This window comes from Streptomyces sp. NPDC060366, from assembly GCF_042725135.1.
Classification (GTDB): domain Bacteria; phylum Actinomycetota; class Actinomycetes; order Streptomycetales; family Streptomycetaceae; genus Streptomyces.
In genome coordinates, this window is sequence record NZ_JBHXDC010000023.1 from 34,175 (window position 1) to 55,125 (window position 20,951).

14 protein-coding genes and 1 pseudogene are annotated in these 20,951 nt (G+C 70.5%); 4 read left to right on the forward strand and 11 right to left on the reverse strand.

Features of this window, described 5'->3' with window-relative positions; genetic code table 11:
- Positions 1-391: 391 nt before the first annotated feature.
- From ACFWHU_RS34030 to ACFWHU_RS34065, 8 genes and pseudogenes are all read right to left on the reverse strand, one after another.
- Positions 392-571 (reverse strand): annotated as a pseudogene (locus tag ACFWHU_RS34030) (helix-turn-helix transcriptional regulator); the annotation flags it as partial.
- 1,417 nt (positions 572-1,988) lie between these two features.
- The gene (locus ACFWHU_RS34035) at positions 1,989-3,512 is read right to left on the reverse strand and encodes an aldehyde dehydrogenase family protein (protein ID WP_385795633.1); all 1,524 of its coding nucleotides are present in this window, start codon (positions 3,510-3,512) and stop codon (positions 1,989-1,991) included.
- A 128-nt stretch (positions 3,513-3,640) separates the two neighbouring features.
- Positions 3,641-5,212 carry a GMC family oxidoreductase gene (locus ACFWHU_RS34040; RefSeq protein ID WP_385795636.1) on the reverse strand — a complete coding sequence of 524 codons (1,572 nt, stop codon included), beginning with the start codon at positions 5,210-5,212 and terminating at the stop codon, positions 3,641-3,643.
- Between the two features lie 71 nt (positions 5,213-5,283).
- On the reverse strand, positions 5,284-6,930 hold the full coding sequence (locus tag ACFWHU_RS34045; protein WP_387229739.1) for an APC family permease: 1,647 nt from the start codon (positions 6,928-6,930) through the stop codon (positions 5,284-5,286).
- Entirely contained in the window at positions 6,927-8,396 is a 1,470-nt protein-coding gene (locus ACFWHU_RS34050) for an aldehyde dehydrogenase family protein (RefSeq protein ID WP_387229741.1), read from the reverse strand. Before ACFWHU_RS34050 ends, ACFWHU_RS34045 begins: the two co-directional genes overlap by 4 nt.
- 256 nt (positions 8,397-8,652) lie before the next feature.
- Positions 8,653-9,921 carry a GAF domain-containing protein gene (locus ACFWHU_RS34055; RefSeq protein ID WP_387229743.1) on the reverse strand — a complete coding sequence of 423 codons (1,269 nt, stop codon included), beginning with the start codon at positions 9,919-9,921 and terminating at the stop codon, positions 8,653-8,655.
- Positions 9,922-10,171: 250 nt separating this feature from the next.
- On the reverse strand, positions 10,172-11,521 hold the full coding sequence (locus tag ACFWHU_RS34060) for an SWF or SNF family helicase (protein WP_387229745.1): 1,350 nt from the start codon (positions 11,519-11,521) through the stop codon (positions 10,172-10,174).
- Positions 11,518-14,589, reverse strand: a complete 3,072-nt coding sequence (locus tag ACFWHU_RS34065) for a DEAD/DEAH box helicase (protein ID WP_387229801.1) — start codon at positions 14,587-14,589, stop codon at positions 11,518-11,520. The genes ACFWHU_RS34060 and ACFWHU_RS34065 overlap by 4 nt, the downstream gene beginning before the upstream one ends.
- Positions 14,590-14,903: 314 nt before the next feature.
- On the opposite strand from ACFWHU_RS34065, the gene ACFWHU_RS34070 reads away from it, so the two are divergent.
- Both ACFWHU_RS34070 and ACFWHU_RS34075 read left to right on the forward strand, forming a co-directional pair.
- Positions 14,904-15,983 (forward strand): fatty acid desaturase family protein, encoded by a 1,080-nt coding sequence (locus ACFWHU_RS34070; protein WP_385795650.1) that lies wholly within the window; start codon positions 14,904-14,906, stop codon positions 15,981-15,983.
- Positions 15,984-16,109: 126 nt separating this feature from the next.
- Complete coding sequence (locus ACFWHU_RS34075; protein ID WP_031228443.1) at positions 16,110-16,292, forward strand: hypothetical protein; 183 nt, start codon at positions 16,110-16,112, stop codon at positions 16,290-16,292.
- 96 nt (positions 16,293-16,388) lie between these two features.
- Here the strand turns inward: ACFWHU_RS34075 and ACFWHU_RS34080 are convergent, their stop codons facing one another.
- The 3 genes from ACFWHU_RS34080 to ACFWHU_RS34090 form a co-directional block, all read right to left on the reverse strand.
- Positions 16,389-17,276, reverse strand: a complete 888-nt coding sequence (locus tag ACFWHU_RS34080; protein ID WP_387229748.1) for a hypothetical protein — start codon at positions 17,274-17,276, stop codon at positions 16,389-16,391.
- Positions 17,277-17,389: 113 nt separating this feature from the next.
- The gene (locus ACFWHU_RS34085; protein WP_385795656.1) at positions 17,390-17,695 is read right to left on the reverse strand and encodes a hypothetical protein; all 306 of its coding nucleotides are present in this window, start codon (positions 17,693-17,695) and stop codon (positions 17,390-17,392) included.
- 101 nt (positions 17,696-17,796) lie between these two features.
- Positions 17,797-18,396 carry a class I SAM-dependent methyltransferase gene (locus ACFWHU_RS34090; RefSeq protein ID WP_387229750.1) on the reverse strand — a complete coding sequence of 200 codons (600 nt, stop codon included), beginning with the start codon at positions 18,394-18,396 and terminating at the stop codon, positions 17,797-17,799.
- Between the two features lie 102 nt (positions 18,397-18,498).
- Here ACFWHU_RS34090 and ACFWHU_RS34095 point away from each other — a divergent pair, with 102 nt between their 5' ends.
- Both ACFWHU_RS34095 and ACFWHU_RS34100 read left to right on the forward strand, forming a co-directional pair.
- Entirely contained in the window at positions 18,499-19,908 is a 1,410-nt protein-coding gene (locus tag ACFWHU_RS34095; RefSeq protein WP_387229752.1) for an NADP-dependent succinic semialdehyde dehydrogenase, read from the forward strand.
- Positions 19,909-20,108: 200 nt separating this feature from the next.
- Positions 20,109-20,903, forward strand: coding sequence for a SigB/SigF/SigG family RNA polymerase sigma factor (locus ACFWHU_RS34100; RefSeq protein WP_385795665.1), 795 nt, complete (start codon positions 20,109-20,111; stop codon positions 20,901-20,903).
- The last annotated feature ends 48 nt before the right edge of the window (positions 20,904-20,951 follow it).

The window sequence follows — 20,951 nt, forward strand, 5'->3', positions numbered from 1 at the left end:
GCCCACCGGGTTGTGCGTCTGCGTCTGCGCAGTTGGACTGTTCGGCGAGGACCTGCTGCAACACGGTTACCGCACGACGGAGCTGTCCTTGCACACGTCGCGGCATACCCTGAGCTTCAACTCGCCACGTGGCTCACGCCATTGGGGCACCCGAGCGCATCGCAGTGCGAGACCTTGACCGCCTGACACGTGACGGCCTGCTGGTGCTTGTCACGGACGGCGCGACCCGGGCCCTGCGCTCATACCGGCTGGCTTCCTGGCAGCGAGCTGAGAAGCTGCCGGATTCATCTGATGCGGCGAGCAACAGAGACCGCTATCGCCGGTTAGCCAAACCGGCGATAGTCACGGATTTCCCAGAACCGAACCTTGTAGCTCGTCGCCATGCAGGCGTATCCCTTTCACACGCTTCCCACCATGCGTCCAGATCGGATCGGCGGCAGCGCAGTTCACCATTGGGCAGCTTGATCATTCGGGGAGCCTGACCACGAGCGCGCAGCCGGTAGAAGGCCGATGGACTCATGCGAATCTCCGCCAGAACTTCGGAGAGCTTCAGTGCGGGAGGACGGGGCATTAACGCCCCGACCGCCGCAAGGGTTTTGAGGTCCGATGGACCGTTGGTGGCCGGGAGAAATCTGAGTCCTACCTCACTAAGGGACTCGCGGAGAGCCGGCGGGGGAAGCTGATTATTGCCGCCCGCGACGGCGAACCGTTCGACCCGCAGACTGGTCTGCCCGCTGCTGAGCTCCGGGATCTGAAGCAGCGAACCACTTGGTATGCCCTGGCAGGTGAGTATATCGAGCAGCGCTGGGACCGAACGCCGGGAAACACACGCCGCACTCTTGCCGACGCTCTGGCCACGATCACGCCGGCCTTCGTTGAGCCCGGCGCAGCACCCCGGGACCCCGCGTGCTGCGCCGCGCCCTGTACCCATGGGCGTTCAACAAAAAAGCCTGTGCCACCGACCCACCCGAGGAGTGGCAGGTCGCACTGGACTGGCTGCAGCGTCACTCGCTGCCGGTCAGACCGTGAAGCGGAAGAAGGCCGCGGCCAACGAGGTGTTCGGCGCAGCTGTTGAACGCGGGTACTTCACACAGAACCCGCTCAACGGGCTTCGCTGGACGGCACCGGAAGTCGCGGAGGAAGTCGACCCGGACTGTGTGCCTAACCCCGCCCAAGTCGCCAGACTGCTTGCCGCCGTCAGGGCACTACCCGGTCGCGTCCACATCTCTACGCGTTTTTCGGCTGCATGTACTACGCCGGTATGCGCCCAGCTGAGGTCATCCATCTGCAGAAATCCCAGTGCCGCCTCCCGGCGAGTGGGTGGGGGCTCCTGAACCTGAAGGGCGGTGTCGTGACTGCGGGCAAGCAGTGGACCGACAACGGCGTCGTTCACGAGACCCACTCGCTCAAGAGGCGGGCGGCCAAAGCCACACGGGCGGTGCCCATCCCTCCGGTGCTCGTCTTCATGTTGCGTGACCATATGCGACAGTTCGGCGTCGCACCGGATGGCCGGCTCTTCCGGAACGCCGCGGGAAAGTACATCGATGCCTCTGCGTACGGCATCACGTGGGGGCGAGCGCGCGAGACTGCTCTCACTCTCGACGACATCTCCTTGAGCTGGCAAAGCGCCCCTACGACCTACGGCACGCCGGCATCTCGTTCTGGCTTGCTTCTGGCGTCGATCCTGCAGAGTGTGCGCGCCGGGCCGGGCAGAGCATTCAGGTCCTCTTATGCCACTATGCGAAGTTCTTGGCGTAGGCGCGGGATCATGCCAACCACTTGATCGAGACGTCGATGCGGCGGTGGGAGGAGCCCGCGGACGACGAGGAGGGCGCCTCATCGGCATCCTGGCCCGGAAATGCCCCGTAACTGCTGGTCAGAGCTGGGATACCAGTGGGAGTAAGGGGGCTTTTCGACTTGCGGCTGAGGCGTGTGTGACCAGGGCACCTGACCGACATTCGCCCAGGTCAGGTGCCCTTTCTCAGCGTCTAGAAGAAGCCCAGCTTCTTCGGTGAGTACGACACCAGCAAGTTCTTCGTCTGTTGGTAGTGGTCCAGCATCATGCGGTGGTTCTCGCGGCCGATGCCCGACTGCTTGTAGCCGCCGAACGCGGCGTGGGCCGGGTAGGCGTGGTAGCAGTTCGTCCAGACCCGGCCCGCCTGGATCGCGCGGCCCGCGCGGTACGCGGTGTTCATGTCGCGGGTCCAGACTCCCGCGCCGAGGCCGTACAGCGTGTCGTTCGCCGTCTTGATCGCGTCGTCGAAGTCGCTGAAGGACGTCACCGCGAGCACCGGGCCGAAGATCTCCTCCTGGAAGACCCGCATCCTGTTGTCGCCCTCGAAGATCGTGGGCTGGACGTAGTAGCCCCCGGCCAACTCGCCCTCGTGCTCAATTCGCTGACCTCCCGTCAGGACTTTTGCGCCCTCCTGCTGACCGATGTCCAGATACGAAAGGATCTTCTGGAGCTGGTCGTTGGACGCCTGGGCGCCGATCATCGTGTCCGTGTCCAGCGGGTGGCCCGGCACGATCGCCTCGGTGCGGGCGATGCCCGCCTCCAGGAACTCGCTGTAGTGCCCGCGCTGTATCAGCGCGCGCGAGGGACACGTACACACCTCGCCCTGGTTGAGGGCGAACATCGTGAAGCCCTCAAGTGCCTTGTCACGGAAGTCGTCGTCCGAGGCCCAGACGTCGTCGAAGAAGAGGTTCGGGCTCTTGCCGCCCAGCTCCAGCGTGACAGGCTTGATGTTCTCGGAGGCGTACTGCATGATCAGCCGCCCCGTCGTGGTCTCGCCCGTGAACGCGACCTTCGCCACCCGTGCGCTGGAGGCGAGCGGTTTGCCCGCCTCGGCTCCGAAGCCGTTGACGATGTTGACGACACCCGGCGGCAGCAGATCGGCGACCAGGCTCATCCAGAGATGGATCGACGCCGGGGTCTGTTCGGCCGGTTTGATGACGACGGCGTTGCCGGCCGCCAGCGCGGGTGCCAGCTTCCATGTCGCCATCAGGATGGGGAAGTTCCACGGGATGATCTGCGCGACCACGCCGAGCGGCTCGTGGAAGTGGTACGCGACGGTGTCGTCGTCGAGCTCGCTCAGCGAGCCCTCCTGGGCCCGCAGCGCGCCCGCGAAGTAGCGGAAGTGGTCGATGGCGAGCGGGATGTCGGCGGCGAGCGTCTCGCGTACCGGCTTGCCGTTCTCCCAGGTCTCGGCGACGGCCAGCTCCTCCAGATGCGCCTCCATGCGGTCGGCGATCCTGTTGAGGATGCCCGCGCGCGTCTCGGCCGACGTCTTGCCCCAGGCCGGAGCGGCGCCGTGGGCCGCGTCCAGCGCGCGTTCGACGTCGGCGGCGGTGCCTCGGGCGATCTCGGTGAAGGGGCGGCCGTTGACCGGGCTCGGGTTCTCGAAGTACTTGCCCTGGGCCGGCGGTACGTACTCGCCGCCGATCCAGTGGTCGTAGCGGGACTCGTACGAGACGATCGCGCCATCGGTGCCCGGCGCTGCGTATCGGGTCATCTCTGTGGCCTCCCGGTGAGGGTGCCGCCCGCCTTTGGACGGCGCTCACCGCGAGGCTAGGAGCGCGGACGTTGCGACCAGGTTGCGCGCCGTACGGCCCAGTCCCGCAGCCCTCAACGCCCCGCCGCTCAGGTCGCCTTGATCATGTCCGCGCACTTCTCGCCGATCATCATCGTCGTGATGCACGGATTGACCGTCGGCAGGAACGGCATCACCGACGCGTCGGCCACCCTCAGCCCCGTCACGCCCTTCACCCGCAACCGCGGGTCGAGCGGTGAGTCGGCGTCGTCCGCCGCCCCCATCCGCACCGTGCCCGCCGGGTGGTAGACGGTGTTGTGCGTCTTACGGATGTAGTCCAGCAGTTCCTCGTCCGACCGCGCGTCCGGCCCCGGTGCCAGCTCCCGGCCCCGCCACCCCGCCATGGGCTCCTGTTCGGCGATCTCGCGGGCGAGGCGCAGCCCGTACGTCATCACCCGGATGTCGTGCTCGTGGGTGAAGTAGCGCGGATCGACCTTCGGCTTGTCCCTGAAGTCGCGCGAACGCAGCCGGACCGTGCCGAGCGACCGCGCGCGGGTGACGTTCGGCGTCAGACAGAAGGCGTTGTCGGTGGTCGGGTAGCCGCGTCGGTAGGTGTTCATGTCGAAGGGCACCGAGCCGTAGTGGAACATCAGGTCGGGCCGGTCGAGGCCCGGCTCGGTGTCGGCGAAGATCCCGATCTCCCACCACTGGGTGGAGCTGGTGACCATGGGCCGCTTCGCCTCCCACATGATCACGCCCTCCGGATGGTCCTGGAGGTGGGAGCCGACGCCGGGGGAGTCGACCCGTACGTCGACCCCGCTCGCCCTCAGATGATCGGCCGGGCCGATGCCCGACAGCATGAGGAGTTTCGGCGAGTCGATCGAGCCGCAACTGACAACGACCTCGCGGCGCGCGGAGACGGCGCCGCTGTGCACGGTGTCCGGCTCGAGATACTCAACTCCCGTACAGCGGCGCCGATCGGCGGTGTCGTCGAACAGCAGCCGCTTGGCCTGGAGCCCGGTGCGCACCTCGAGATTGGGCCGCTTGCCGAGAATCGGGTGCAGATAGGACACCGAGGCGGACGAACGGGTGCCGTCCGGACGGGAGTTGATCTGGAACCAGTGTGCTCCCCGTAGCACCGTGCGACCCGTGTTGAACGGTGTGGTGGGGATCCCCGCCGCCGCGCACGCCTCCAACAGGGCGCTGCCGCAAGGGTCGTTCGGCGGTACCGTCATGATGTTCACCGGGCCCGAGCGGCCGTGGTGGTCGCCGGGCGCGTCGTTGGTCTCCAGCCGCTGGTAGAGCGGGAAACAGTCCGCCGCACTCCAGCCGGTGCAGCCGAGCGCGCCCCACTCGTCGAGATCCTCGGCGGGCGCCCAGAAGGCGATGCACGAATTGTGCGAGGAGCACCCGCCGAGGACCTTGGCGCGGGCGTGCCGCATGAAGTCGTTGCCGTTCTCCTGCGGTTCGATGGGGTAGTCCCAGTCGTAACCCGACTCCAGCAGCGCCATCCACCGGTCGAGCTTGAGGACGTTGTCGTCGCCCACGTCCGAGGGGCCGGCTTCCAGTACGCAGACCGTGACATCGGGGTCCTCGGTGAGGCGAGCGGCCACGACGGCGCCGGCGGTACCACCGCCGACGACCACGTAGTCGAACTCGGCCACGGGGCGTGCTGCGGACATCGCTTCTCCAGGTGCAGAGGGTGTGGGGGCGCGGGGGCGGGAGGCGTTGGGGGCGGGGGAGTGTGCGGCGGCTACTCGGCGGGGGTGTTGGGCGGCGGCTTGGTGGGTGACGTCGGGTCGGTCACCTGCACCCGGTGTTCTGCGAGCACCCCCGTCTTGTGCCGCTGGACGAACCAGTAGTAGGCGAAGCCGCCGGCGGCGACGACGCCGACGAACAGGAACGCGCCCCAGCGCAGATACCAGTGCTGCGGACCGGTCGCGTTGTACACCGCGGCGCGCGGCCAGGCGAGGTTGAGCGACATCGCGGCGCCCCAGAACACGGCGATGATGTTGACGGGCAGCCCGAACCGGCCCAGCGTGAAGCTGCCCTTCACCGGATGCCACTGGCCACGCAGCCGCTTGACCAGCATCGGCGCGGTGACCATCAGATACGCCACATAGATCATGATGATCGCGATGCTCGTGATCACCGAGAAGATCTGCGGCTGGTTGATGTTGATGACCAGGATGACGACACCCACGACACCGATCAGCATGGCGGGCACGACCGGCGTGTGGAAACGCGGACTGACCCGGGCGAGCACGGAGCCCGCCGGCAGGTTGTTGTCGCGTGCCATGGCGAACATCAGCCGGATGCCCGCCGCCTGAACCGCCAGCACGCAGACGGTGATCGCGATGACCACGCACCACAGGAAGATCTCGCCGATGGTCGACCCGAGCGTGTCGAGTACGACGAACTGCAGGCCGTCCGTGGCCAGCCGCTTGTCCGCCAGATTCGGCACCGCCAGCAGGGCGAACAGCAGGATCAGTCCGCCGATCAGGAACGACGCGACGAGCGCGCGCAGGATCGCGCGAGGCGCGTTGCGGCTCGGGTTGTGCGACTCCTCGCCGAGCGACGAAGCGGTGTCGAAGCCGTACATGACGTACGCGGACGCCAGTGACGCGGTGAGGAACGCGCCGAAGTACCCGAGCGTCTCGCCCGTGCCGTGCCCCTGGGTGTCGGTCAGCACGGTGCTGGGGCCGCGGGTGATGTGCACGGCCAGGAAGATGATCAGCGCGACGGCGGCGATCAGTTCGATGAAGACCCCGGCGGAGTTGATCCGCGCCATGAGCTTGACGCCGAAGGCGTTGACCGTGGTGGAGAAGAGGATCAGGACGGAGCCGAGGAGTACGGCGTTGCCCGCGGCGTCGTACTTGCCGCTGCCGTCCCCGATGAACTGGAACCGGCTGTCGATCTGCGGCAACGTGATCTGGTACGCCAGCGCCACGGCCGACAGCGTCACCATGGTCGCCGTCATCATCATCCAGCCGCCGAGCCAGCCGATGTGCGGACCGCCCATGTTCTTGGCCCAGTTGTACACGGAGCCGGCGACCGGGTAGCGGGCGGCGAGCTCGCAGAAGCACAGGGCCACCATCAGCTGGCCGATGAAGACCATCGGCCAGGACCACCAGTACGCCGGGCCGCCGAAGCTGACACCGAAGTAGAACAGCTGGAAGGTGCCGGTCAGGATCGAGATGTAGCTGATCCCGGCGGCGAAGGTGTGGAAGTTGCCGAGGGTCCGCTTGAGTTCGGGACGGTAGCCGAGCGCGCCGAGCGCGTCGTCGTCGTCCTGGAGCTGGGTCCTCGCGGCGGCTTCCCGGTCCGCGGGGCCCGCGGCGCCGGAACCGTTCGCGCCCTGCCCGTCCCCGCGGCCGTTCGGCGTGTCTGGCGTGCTCACTCGAACCACCCCTGAGGACTCGGCGAGAGATTGCGCCACACGTGCTTGGCCTCCTGGTACTCGGCCAGCCCGGCCGGCCCCAGCTCGCGCCCGAAGCCGGACTGCTTCATCCCGCCCCATTCGGCCTGGGGGACGTACGGGTGGAAGTCGTTGATCCATACGGTGCCCGCCCGCATCCGCGACGCCACGCGCTGCCCGCGCCCGGTGTCCTGCGACCAGACCGCCCCGGTCAGGCCGTAGACGGTGTCGTTGGCGAGCGCGACCGCCTCGTCCTCGTCCCTGAAGCGTTCGACGGTCAGCACGGGACCGAACGATTCGTCACGCACCACCGACATCCCCGGAGCGCAGTCGTCCAGCACGGTCGGCGGGTAGTAGAACCCGTCGCGCAGCTCCGGGTCGGTGGGGCGTTTACCGCCGCAGCGCAGTACGGCGCCTTCGGCGAGCCCCGCCGCCACGTACGCCTCGACCTTCTCGCGGTGCGCCGCCGAGATCAGCGGCCCGGTGCGGGCGTGCTCGTCGAACGGGCCGCCCATCGGGATCGCCTTGGCCCGGCGCACCAGCTCGTCCACGAACGCATCGTGCAGCTCGTCCTGGATCAGCAGCCGCGCGCCGGCCGAGCAGACCTGCCCGGAGTGCAGGAACACCGCCGTCAGCGCGTAGTCGACCGCGCTCTCGAAGTCGGCGTCCGCGAAGACGATGTTGGGATTCTTGCCGCCCAGCTCCAGCGCGACCTTCTTCACCGTCGGTGCTGCGGCCGCCATGATGCGGCGCCCCGTGACGAGACCGCCGGTGAAGGACACCATGTCGACGCGCGGGTCCTCGGTCAGCGGCGCGCCCGCCGTCGGACCGGCGCCCAGGACGAGATTCGCCACGCCGTCCGGCAGACCTGCCTCGGTCAGCAGCCGCATCAGCATGATCGCGGTGTGCGGGGTCAGCTCGCTCGGCTTCAGTACAAAGGTGTTGCCGGCGCCGAGCGCGGGGGCCACCTTCCAGGAGGTCTGGAGGAGCGGATAGTTCCACGGGGTGATGAGCGCGCAGACGCCGACCGGTTCGTGCACCACGCGGCTGTCGACGCCGGGGTCACCGGTGTGGACGACACGGTCGGTGCCGCCGGCGGCCGTCAGGTTGCCGAAGTAGCGGAAGCAGTTCGCGATGTCGTCCATGTCGTACTCGCTCTCGACGAGCCGCTTCCCCGTGTCCAGGGACTCGGCCCGCGCGAACGCGGCCTTGTCGCGCTCCAGCAGTTCGGCGACGCGCAGCAGCAGCCGACCGCGCTCGGCGGTCGGTGTGCCGGGCCAGGGACCGCTGTCGAACGCGTCACGGGCCGCCTCGATCGCGGCGGCCGCGTCCTTGGCGCCCGCCTCGTCAACGGTCGCGACGAGCGTGCCGTCCGCCGGGCAGCGGATCTCGCGGACCTGACGGCCCACGGCGGTGGTCCACTTGCCACCGATGAACAGCTCCGGCATGGCGGACTCCTCGGGTTCGGATGAGCGGGCACCGCGAGAGTCGACTGTGGTGCTCCATCAACAGAGAGTAAGGAGCAGAGGCCGGGTCCGCCTTTCGGGAGCGCCCGGAGGGCTCAGCCGGGCCCCTACGACGGCGGCGGCCGGATCGTCCTCAGGCGCGAGCCGGTCCTCAGGGCCGGACGGGCTCGAGCGGCGGTGTTTCCTCAGGCGCGAGCCGCCCCTCAAGCGCCGGACGGGCTCAAGCGGCGGTGTTTCCTCAAGCGCCGGACGGGCTCATTCCCTGCCACGCGTCGATTTCGCGCACGCGCGCGAGGGCGGCCGGGCGCTGCCGCGCGGGGAGCGCGTCGGCGAGGGTGCGCCACACCGCGAGGTCGTCCTCACCCCAGGGGCTGTACGCCCAGTCGGCCAGCAGCCCCGGATCCCCACGCGCGATCAGGGCCGCCCTGAGCTGGTCGGCGAGTCTGCGCCGCAGCCGTACGACGGCGGGGGACAGGGAAGCGGGCAGCAGCGGTCCCGCGTAGGCGCTCATGGCGCCCGTGACCGCACCGGACGCCAGTTTCCTGGTGACGGTGTCGAAGTCCGTGTCGACGGGAGCCGTCAGCCGGTACGGGCGTGACCGCAGCAGGTCGGGGCCGAGCAGTCCGCGCAGCCGGAACAACTCCGCGCGCAGGGTGACCGGCGTGACGGACTCGTCCTCGTACAGCTCCATGAGCAGTTCGTCGCCGCAGATGCCCTCCGGGCGGTTCGAGAGCACCGTCAGGATTTCGCTGTGGCGGCGGCTGAGCCGCGTCTTGCGGCCGTCCACGACGAGCAGCGCCTCGTCCCGTCCGAGGACCGACAGCTGTACGGCCCCGGACGCCTGCGGCGGGGCCAGCAGGGCGAGCTGCGACTCGGCCGCCCTGGCGACGGCTCCCACGAACGCGAGGCTGTGCGGATGGGCCAGCCGGTCGCCGCCGGTGATGTCCACGGCGCCGAGCAGCCGTCCGGTGCGCGGATCGTGGATGGGCGCGGCGGCGCAGGTCCAGGGGTGCACGGGCCGCAGGAAGTGTTCGGCGGCGAACACCTGGACGGGCCTGTCGACGGCGATGGCGGTGCCCGGAGCGTTCGTTCCCGCCGCGGCCTCGGACCAGCGGGCGCCCGGTACGAAGTTCATCCCGCCCGCCTGCGCGCGGGTCGCGGTGTGGCCCTCGACCCACAGGAGCCGTCCGTGCGCGTCGCACACCGCGATCAGATGTTCGCCGTCCGACGCGTAGGCGCCCATCAGTTCGCGGAAGAGGGGCATCACGCGTGTGAGCGGGTGCGCGTCCCTGTAGGCGCCGAGGTCGTCGTCGGACAGCTCGACACTGGCCGTCCCTTCGGGACGGACGTGCGCGCGGGCGGAACGCTGCCAGGAATCGGCCACCACGGGGCGTACGGGGCGGTCGACCCGGCCCGCGGTCGCGAACGACTCGTACGCGCGACGCAGCGCGCCGCGTCGCTCCGCCGGATCCGCTCCTTCTTCCAGGGCCACCCATGTGTCGGTCAACTCGGCCTCCCGAGGCCACTACTGCACCGGCCTCCACCATGGTCGCCCCGCGTGCGCCACCGGGCAAGGCTCCGGTCACACACGGGGCGAGCCGGTCGTGTCGGGGCGAAACGACCGCGGGGCGGGCGGCAGTGGGGCGGGGCGGCGGTGCGGTGGCCGTACGGCGTCCCATTCGTACGGAGGCCGCACCGCCGGTCCCCGCGCACCGCGCCTCTCACTGCCCCCGCCCCGCGTCAGCCGTGCCGGATCGTCAGACCTCCGCCCCGAGGCTCGCCAGCGCCGCCGCCGGATCGGCGGCCGGCGGACCCGAAGCGGCCCAGCGGACCCCCGCCTTGCGGTACGGCCACCAGCGCCCGTCGCGCCCGTAGCGCAGCTGTGTGTCCGCCCCCACGACCGTCCAGCGGCCCGCCGCGCCCGCGCCCGCGCGCAGCCGTGGGCGTTCGCTGTCCTCCCACGCCCCCGCCAGGTCCGCCTTCGCGCGTGCCAGGGCCTCGGGCTCCGGTTGCCACTCCTCCTCCAGTACGGCGAGAGCCGCCGCACCGCCGTAGCGCCACGCGCCGACCGCCAGGTCCAGTTCGGCCCGCTGTCGGCCCGTGCCCCCGGCGAGCCGCACCGCGATCAGTGGATCGTCGGTCGAGGCCGCCAGCCGCACGGCGTCCTGACCCGGTGTCAACTCCGGTTCGATCGGCTGCCGTTCGTGCCCGGAGGACAGCGCGTCGATCAGCAGCCACAGCGCGCGTCCCGCCGCGTCGGCCGCCAGGAACTCCAGAGCGTCCGCGTCGATCCCGGGCGGTGGCTCCGCCTCCGTGTCGAGCGACGGTGGCAGGCCGGGCTCCTCCGGGACCGGCGGGGGAGGGGGCAGCGGCGGGAGGATGCCCCGTGCCGCGAACGCCTCGTCCGCGCGTATGCCCGCCGGCTCCTCGGCCGTCCCTCCACCCGCGTCTGTGGCCGTGCCCTCGGTCGGGCTCTGGCGCGTCCGCGCGGCCCGCGCGGAGCGCACCTGCAACTCGTCGAGCAGCTGGCGCTCACCCCGGCCGCGCATCAGTAGGAGGACGAAAGGATCCTCGTCCAACAGCCGCGCCACCTGGTAGCACAGTGCCGCCGTGTGCGGACACAGGTCCCAGGCGTCGCAGGCACACTCCGGCTCCAGGTCGCCGATGCCGGGAAGCAGTTCGACCCCGGCGCCCGCCGCGTCCTCCACAAGATGCGGCGGCATGTCCCGGTCCAGCAGCGCGGCGATGTGCCCCGCACGCTCGACCGCCATGTCCAGGAACCGGTCCCACTCCTCCGTACTGAGCTGCTGCAACAGCACGTCGCTGCGCTGCGCCGTGCCGTCCCTGTCCCGTACGACGGCCGTGATCCTGCCGGGCCGCACGGACACCGCGCCGACCGCGCCGTCACGCGCCTGCTTGCGTCCCTTCTTGAGCTGTTGTGAGTCGAGCGCCGTGTCCTCAAGGGCCTTCAGCCATGCCTGTCCCCACCAGGTCTGCGCGAAGCCGCGGCCCCGCGCGGGCGGCAGGGCGGCGAAGGTGCGCTCGGCCCCTTCCGTACCCCGACCCGTACCGCGACCGCCGCTGTTACCGCTGTCGGCTCCGGTCATCGCGCACTCCCTCGCAGCTCGACCAGATCGGCCAGCTCGTCGTCCGTCAGTTCGGTCAGGGCCGCCTCGCCGCCGGCGCCGAGGACCGAGTCCGCCAGTTGCTGCTTGCGCGCCAGCATGTCGGCGATCCGGTCCTCGATCGTGCCCTCGGCGATCATCCGGTGCACCTGCACCGGCCGGTTCTGGCCGATGCGGTACGCGCGGTCCGTCGCCTGGGCCTCGACGGCCGGGTTCCACCAGCGGTCGAAGTGCACGACATGCTCTGCGCGGGTCAGATTCAGACCGGTGCCCGCCGCCTTCAACGACAGCAGGAAGACGGGCACTTCGCCCTCCTGGAACCGCCGCACCATGTCCTCGCGCTGCCGCACCGGTGTGCCGCCGTGCAGGAACTGTGTCGGGACGCCGCGCGCCGCCAGATGCTGTTCGAGCAGGCGCGCCATCTGTACGTACTGAGTGAAGACGAGGACGCTCGCCTCCTCGGCGAGGATCGTCTCGAGCAGCTCGTCGAGCAGTTCCACCTTCCCCGAACGCCCCGCGACGCGTGCCGAGTCGTCCTCCTTGAGAAACTGCGCGGGGTGGTTGCAGATCTGTTTGAGCGACGTCAGCAGCTTCATGACGAGGCCGCGGCGTTCCATGCCGCCGGCCTCCGAGATCGCCGCGAGGGTCTCGCGTACGACGGCCTCGTAGAGACCCGCCTGCTCCGTCGTCAGCGACACCGCGCGGTCGGTCTCCGTCTTCGGGGGCAGCTCGGGCGCGATACCGGGATCCGACTTGCGCCGCCGCAGCAGGAACGGCCGTACGAGCGCGGACAGCCGCTCCGCCGCCCCCGGGTCACCGCCCTCGACCGCCTGCGCGTAGCGCGTGCGGAAGGTGGCGAGCCGGCCGAGAAGGCCCGGCGTCGTCCAGTCGAGGATCGCCCAGAGCTCGGAGAGATTGTTCTCCACCGGAGTACCGGACAGCGCGACGCGCGCCTTGGCGCCGATGGTGCGCAGCTGACCGGCGGTCGACGAGTACGGATTCTTCACGTGCTGCGCCTCGTCGGCGACGACCATGCCCCACTCGGCGCCGGCCAGTTTCCGCGCGTCCAGCCGCATCGTGCCGTAGGTCGTGAGGACGAACTCGCCGTCCGCCAGGGCGTCCAGGCCGCGCGACGCGCCGTGGAAGCGGCGCACCGGTGTGCCGGGTGCGAACCGCTCGATCTCGCGCTGCCAGTTGCCCATCAGCGACGTCGGGCAGATCACCAGGGTGGGGCCCGCCGCCGACTCCTCGGTCTGGCGGTGCAGGTGGAGCGCGATGACCGTGATGGTCTTGCCGAGCCCCATGTCGTCGGCGAGACAGCCGCCGAGGCCGAGCGAGGTCATCCGGTGCAGCCAGTTGAGCCCCCGCAGCTGGTAGTCGCGCAGCGTGGCCGTGAGAGCCGCCGGCTGGCCGATCTCCTGGTCCGTGCCCTCCGGGTCGGCCAGGCGCTCGCGCAGCGCCTCCAGCCATCCCGTTGCCTGCACCTCGACCCGGCGCCCGTCCACCTCGGTGGACCCCGTGAGAACGGCTCCCAGCGCGTCGACGGGCGTGAGCTTGCGGTCCTGGCTCTCCCGGGCGCGCCTGGCCTCCTCCGGATCGATGAGGACCCACTGGTCGCGCAGCCGTACGACGGGGCGGGTCGCCTCGGCGAGCCGGTCCAGTTCGGCGCGGGTGAGTTCCTGGTCGCCCAGCGCGAACCGCCAGTTGAAGGCGAGGAGGGAGTCGGCGGACAGGAAGGAAGGCAGGCCCGAACCGCTCGCGTCCGAGCGCCCGTTCCCGCGCGTGTCGTCCTGGTCGTCATGGCCTGCGCCCGGCGTGTCGTGCGGCGTGTCGCGCCGAGTTCCGTACGGGCCGGAGCTCTGCGCGTCGTCCGGCGGGCCGATGACGGCGCGCGCCGTCAGCTTGCGTGCCAGTGACTTCGGCCAGTGCACCTGGACGCCGGTGGCGGCCAGCGCGCGGGAGGACTCCCCGAGCAGTTCGGTGACCTCCTCGTCGGCGAGGTCGATCACGTCGGGCACGGTGGCCGACAGGAGTGGTGCCAGCGGCGGCCAGGCGCGCGCGGCGCGCCTCAGGGCCAGCAGGGCGTCCATCCGGGCCCGGGGGCCGAACGCCTCGCCCGTGGCCTGCGTGGCCCCCGTACCGGCCCACACCTCGGCGGCGTCGGCGACGACCGTCGGGTCACTCACGCTGTGCATCTGTAGGACGGCGCGGAACGCGGGGGCGGATCCGAAAGCGTCACCGTCCGGGGAGCCGTCTTCCTCGGAAGAGCCGTCCGGCGAGGCTGCCAGGCCGGGCAGTTCGATCCGGAGCGACAGCCGTACGCCCGCGTCGTGCCCGGCCGCCACGTCGGCGGCCCAGCCGCGCAGTTCGGGCAGCCGGCGCGGCTCCGGCGCGGCGAAGGCGGGCGACCCGGCGGCGATCCGCGCGGCGGGCGTGCGCACGAGACCGTCGGCGACCGCGTCGAGGAACTGCCGCAACAACCGTTCCGGATCGGCGAGCAGGAGCGGACCGGTCGCCTCGGGGTCGAGAGGTACGGCGTGTGAGGCGGGCGGCATCGAGGCGGCGAGCGCGCGGACGCGCTCCAGGTCGTCGGCGGCGACGGGGCCGGCCCGCCAGGCGTCGTGGCCGGCCGCCGAGAGTCCGGGCAACAGCTTGCCGCGCGCGGCGAGTTGCAGGGCGAGCAGCGACGCGGCTCCCCAGAAGGCCGCGGCGGGCGAGGCGTGTGCCGACGCCCTCGCTCGGGTCAGCACGGGCAGGGCGTCCCGTACGGGCAGCAGCAGGGCCGGAACCGTACGGAGCCGCACGTCGTCGCCGACGACGGTCAGGTCGTCGAACGAGGCCGCCGAGGCCGCTGACTCCGTCAGGTCTGTCGGGTCGGTCGGGCCCGAGGTGTCCGGCGGGGTGGGCCACTCAGGCGGAGCGGCGCCGTCCGGGTGCCAGAAGGCGATCCGGCCGGCTCGGGCCGGGTCGGCCGGCAGGAAGAGCGCGTCGCAGCGGGCGAGTTCGGTGATCTGGGAGGGCGTAGCCGCAGGGGGCCTGTGTACGGCGATGACACATTCCTCAAGTTTGACTAGTGAAGGTGGAGCGGCCGAGGCTACCTCGCTCGCGACGCCGATGGGTGGCGCCCGACGGTGACAAGAATCATGGGCCACGGCGGGGGTGTAGGCAGCCCCACCCCCTCGGTCGGGAATAACCCCCGTCACCTCGGGGTGTTGGCCGCATGGCCTTGGAGGGCCAACTCCGCGTAGTTTTCATCCGGTCGCCGCGATCAAGCTCCAGCGGCGCCACTCGAACGGCCTCTCAGACCTCCCATTTCACACCTAAACGATCTACACGATCGTCGGCCTACAGACCGGAGACCGACATGCCCCAGGCCCCCGCAGCAGTCGCGGAGACCACCACCCCCGGCCCCGCCGCCGCCCGCACAGGCGGCAGCGACTTCGCGCCCCTTCTGCGGACGGTCAGGGAGCAGGGCCTCCTCGAACGGCGAACCGCCTGGTACGCCCGCGGTATCGCCGTCAACCTGCTCGGGCTCGCCGCGGTCGTGACCGGCATGGTGCTGATCGGAGCGTCCTGGTGGGCGCTCCTGCTGGCTCCGCCGCTGGCGCTCCTGTCGGCCCGGATGTCGTTCGTCGCGCACGACGCGGGGCACGCCCAGATATGTGCCACCCGCGGACGGAACCGTCTCGTCCAGCTTTTCCACGCCAATCTTCTGCTCGGAATGAGCCAGGACTGGTGGAACGACAAGCACAACCGGCACCACGCCAACCCCAATCACCTGGAGAAGGACCCCGACGTCGGCGCGGACATCCTCGTCTTCGCGCAGCACCAGACCGAGGGCCGCAAGGGACTGCGCCGCTGGCTCACCCGTCACCAGGCCGCGATGTTCTTCCCGCTGACGACCCTGGAGGGCATCGCCCTCAAGGTCTACGGATTCCGGAGCGTCTTCTCCCGCGGCGTCAGCCGCCAGACGCCGCGTGAGCGCTTCCTGGAAGGCTCGCTGCTCATCACGCACGTCGTCGCCTACCTCGCCCTGCTCTTCACGACGCTCAGCGTCGGCCAGGCAGTCGTCTTCCTGCTGATCCACCAGATGATGTACGGCCTCCACCTCGGCATGGCGTTCGCCCCGAACCACAAGGGCATGAAGATCCCGACCGAGGAGGAGTTCGCGAGCTGGGGACACCTGCGCAGGCAGGTCCTCACCTCCCGCAACATCCGGGGCGGCTTCTTCACCGACTGGTTCCTCGGTGGCCTGAACTACCAGATCGAACACCACCTCTTCCCGAGCATGCCGCGTCCCCACCTGAAGCTCGCCCAGCCGCTCGTTCGCGCGCACTGCCGCGAGACGGACGTCTCCTACGTGGAGACGGGCCTGGTCGACTCCTACCGGCAGGCGCTCGGGCATCTGCACGAGGTCGGAGCGCCGCTGCGCGCCGCGGCCTGATCCGCACGACGGAGCGCCGTTCCATCGCAGCGCCGCGCACGCGAGCGCTGCATAGTGGAACTGGCGGACGCCCGTGAGCGTTCAATCAGCAGGGAGCGGCCTCGGCCGCTGAAGGAGGCGTCGAAAATGTCGACTAGGGCAAAGATCGCTGTCGGGGGAGTGGCCGTCGGTCTTCTCCTGATTCCATTCATCGGATTCTGGATGTCGCTGCTGGTGGTGCTCGGCGTGCCCGCGGTGGCCTATCTGATGCTCGACCCGTCGCAGCGCCGTCGGCTCAAGCGCATCACGCGCAAGGAGATCGGCCGCTGACCCTGCGCTGACCTGCGAAAACAGCCCCCGTATGCCACGCCGGACCCTTGGCAGGGTCCAGGACGCGTACGGGGGCTTCGTCAGCCGCGGCGTCGGTCAGGACGGGCGGACAGCGATCCTGTCGAGCGCTTCGAGGAGTTTGGGCAGCTCGGGCCCGCGGCCGACCGGCAGTACTTCGTTCGGTTCGTCGTCCAGCAGGATGTAGGCGATGTCGTCGGTCCTCGCGACGAGGGACCAGCCGGGGCCGTCGGCCCGCAGCATCCGCGCGCCGGCGGGCGCGAAACGGGAGCGGACCCTGCCCAGCGGTGGCGACGACTCCAGATAGCCGTGCAGCTCCTTCAGCACGCGCCTCACCCCGTCGTGAAGGATCTCCGGGCCGCCGCCGTCGGTGGCAGCCGCGGCGGCGGCGGAATCCGCGTCCGGCTTCGCGCCTGTGTCCGCGTCTGCTTCGGTGCCCGTCTCAGCCCGCTGCCGCTCGTCCTCGTGATCGAACTGATCACGCCACGCCTCCCACTGAAGCGCGATCTCGTCCGCGCCGAGGCGCCGCTGCGCGGGCCCCCAGCTCGTCGTGTCGGGCGGTGCGAGCGACGGTCTCGCCCCGTCGGCTTCCTCGTCCGGCTCCGGATCGGGATCGTGGGGCGCGGGGATTCCCGGCGCAGCCACCGCGAGGGCCAGCGGCCAACCGGGAATGGCCGCGACCACCGTACGTTCGCCGGGAGACAGGTCGTACTCCATACCGCAGTCCCACGCGGCGATGGCGACCGCGACCAGCGACACGTCGTCGACAGCGACCGTCCAGCGCCCGCCGGTGCCGTCCTGGCCGAGCACCAGCCCGTACCCGCGGTCGTACGGCTCCAGCCCGAGAGCCGCGCACGCCTCGGGAAAATCGTCCCCGAGCACGCTGGGGAACTGCGCCGGTGTCAGCAGTACGGCCGACAGCACAAACAGCGCGTCCTCATCGGCGGATTTGTCCGTACCTGACACGGCACCTCCCGATCCGATCGGTCGTGTCCGATCGGTTGTCGGCGCACCTTAGCCAGTCGGCCACCCGGCCGTCGAGAGGTCGACGGCCGCCCACACCGTTCCGTGCCCCGCCGTCAGGCCGCGGGCAGCCCGAGGAGGCTGCGTGCCACCGTCTGGGGCGACTCGTCCCGCTCGCGCGCCAGCGCTATCACAGCCCGGCACGCCAGCTCGCTGACCCCGAAGGACAGCGCCTCGGGCGAGACCCAGCCGGACGCCTCGTCCATCCGGTCCTGGTCGTCGTCGGCGGTCGCCGCGACATACGTCGCCGCGGCCTCGAACAGGTTGTGCTGCCGTGTCCGGCTCTTGGACGACGCGGCCGGCTCGGCGACCGGCGGAGCGGTCCGGTTCGATACGAAGAGTCCGCGCAGCTTGTCGAACATCGTCCGTCCACCTTCCGCACATCCTTCGGGCCCCCGCCTCCTACACAGGTTCGATACCCGTTGACGCGACAGTGCACTCGGTACGGGCCCTCCCCGGTGAATCAGCCCTCACGCACCGCGAGCGCGAGGAAACGGTCGTCCTCGTCCACGTACGACCGCAGCCGCCATCCCGCCCCCGCCAGCAGCGGACGGAGCATGCCCTCGGCGCGCAGGTCGTCCGGTGTGATTTGCCGGCCCTGCCGGGCGGCCAGCGCGGCCCGCCCGACGGGGTGGAAGAGCGCCAGCCGCCCACCGCTCCGTACGACCCTGGCCAGCTCCCGCAGATTCGTGGCGGGCTCGGGCAGATGGGCGATCAGCCCGGCGGCGAAGACCGCGTCCAAGGAGCGCGGGAGCAGCGGCAGGCGCGCCACATCGGCGAGCAGCAGGGCGCCGACCGCGTCGCGACCGCTCCTTGCGGCCGCTGCGAGCATCTCGGGGGTGAGATCGGCGCCGAGCACCGAGCCCCGTGGCCCCACAGCCGCCCGCAGGGCGGTCAGCGCCCGTCCGGTGCCGCAGCCCGCGTCCAGGACGCTGTCGCCGGGACGCAGCCCCATCTCGGCCACCGCTGCGGCATAGGCCGGGCCGTCGTCGGGGAAGCGAGCGTCCCAGTCCGCCGCCCGGACGCCGAAGAATTCCTGTACGTGCGTGTGGTCATGGGCCATGGGCACATGATCCCCCGTCGCGTATCGCCGCGTCCCGTCCGCGTTGCGAGCCCGTGCGTACCGCGCGAGTGTCGAAGAACCGAATCGGAGGAGGACTGTCCCATGCCCATCGCCACGGTCGATCCCGCCACCGGCGAGACCCTGAAGACGTTCGACGCCCTGGGGTCCGACGAGATCGAGCGGCGGCTGGCCGTGGCCGCCGCCGCGTTCGAACAGCACCGCACCACGGACTTCGACCACCGGGCCACGCTGCTGAACCGCGCCGCCGACCTCCTCGAAGAGGACCGGGACGAGATCGCCCGCACCATGACCACCGAGATGGGCAAGCCGATCGGCGCGGCACGCGCGGAGGCGGCGAAGTGCGCCAAGTCGATGCGCTGGTACGCACTGCACGCGGCGGAGCTGCTCGCCGACGAGCACCCGTCGGCCGCCGACGTCCAGGACTCGGGCGCCGCACGCGCGTATGTCCGCTACCGCCCGCTCGGCGTCGTGCTCGCGGTCATGCCGTGGAACTTCCCCCTCTGGCAGGTCGTACGATTCGCCGCCCCCGCCCTCATGGCGGGCAATGTCGGTCTGCTCAAGCACGCGTCGAACGTCCCTCAGACCGCCCTGTATCTGGGCGACCTCTTCAGGAGGGCGGGTTTTCCCGAGGGCTGCTTCCAGACGCTGCTCGTGGGGTCCGACGCGATCGAGGGCATCCTGCGCGACCGCAGGGTGGCCGCCGCGACCCTGACGGGCAGCGAGCCCGCCGGGCGCTCCGTGGCCGCGATCGCCGGTGACGAGGTGAAGCCGACCGTACTCGAACTCGGCGGCAGCGACCCGTACATCGTGATGCCGTCGGCCGACATCGACCGCGCCGCGCGGACCGCGGTGACCGCCCGGGTGCAGAACAACGGCCAGTCCTGCATCGCGGCCAAGCGCTTCATCGTGCACGCCGACGTCTACGACGCCTTCGGTGAACGTTTCGTCCACGGGATGCGGAAGCTGACCGTCGGCGATCCGATGGACGAGTCGACCGACGTCGGCCCGCTCGCGAGCGAACAGGGCCGCGCCGACCTGGAGGAGCTGGTCGACGACGCGGTCAACCGCGGTGCCACCGCCCGCTGCGGCGGGCGCCGCCCCGACGGGCTGGACCGCGGCTGGTACTACGAACCCACCGTCCTCACGGATGTCTCCCCCGACATGCGCATCCACCACGAAGAGGCGTTCGGCCCGGTCGCCACCCTGTACCGGGTGACCGATCTCGACGAGGCGGTGAACGTTGCCAACGACACCCCGTTCGGTTTGAGTTCCAACGTGTGGACGCGCGATGACGAGGATGTGCGGCGCTGCGTACGCGACCTCCAGGCCGGCGGTGTCTTCTTCAACGGCATGACCGCGTCCCATCCCGCGCTCCCCTTCGGCGGCGTCAAGCGCTCCGGGTACGGACGGGAACTGTCGGACCACGGGATCCGCGAATTCTGCAACATCACGACCGTCTGGCACGGCGCCGAACCGGACGGCAACGGCTGACAGGCGCGCGCCCGCGCTCCTCGAAGCCGGACCTCCGTCCCTGAGCACCCTTGTTTGCCGAGGGTGTTCAGGGGCACACGCTGGTCGTGCTTCGGACAGGAGGCACGTCCGTGGAGCGGCGTACCGCTCCGGGCGTCGCCCGGTGGCCGCTGTGTGCTCCTCCGGTGACGACGGCCGCGTCGAGCGAGGAGCTGAAGAGCATGACCCCTCGGGTGATGGCCTACCGGGTGAGGCACGAGGACGTCCCTGACACCTCCGCGGCCTTCGAGCGGGCCGCCGGACTGCCGGACGGCCCAGAGAAGGACCGGACTCGCGGGGAGATCGTGTGCGCCTGGCTCCCGATGGCCGACAGGCTGGCCGGGCGGTTCCGGCACCGGGGCGAGGCGCTGGAGGATCTGCGGCAGGTCGCGGCGATCGGACTGGTGAAGGCCGTGGAGCGGTACGACCCGCACCGGGGCACCGCGTTCGAGAGCTTCGCCGTGCCCACGATCACCGGGGAGCTCAAGCGGCACTTCCGCGACCGCCTCTGGTCCGTCCATGTGCCACGGCGGGTGCAGGAGCTGCGGGCCCGTGTGCGCGACGCACGCGACGAACTGGCCCAGCGGCACGGCATTCTGGCGCCGACGGTCGACGAGCTCGCCTTCCACGCGGGGATGACGCGGAACGAAGTGGTCATGGGAGTCGAGGCGATGGACTGTTTCAACGTGCTGTCGCTCGACGCGAGCCTGTCCTCCCCGGACGAGGGCCCCACGCTCGGCGACTCCCTGGGAGCTTGGGACGAGGCGCTGGACGCCGTGATCGATCGCGAGTCGGTCAAGCCGCGGCTGCGCCGGCTGCCCGACCGGGAGAGGCGGATCCTCTACCTGAGGTTCTTCCGCGGGATGACGCAGAGCAGCATCGCCGAGGACCTCGGCATATCGCAGATGCACGTCTCACGGCTGATCAACGACTGCTGCGCGCGCATCCGTAGGGATGTGATGCGCGACGCCGCGTAGGGGCGTCTCCTCGAGCGCCGTACGGGCCGGCCGGTCGGTCCGCAGGCA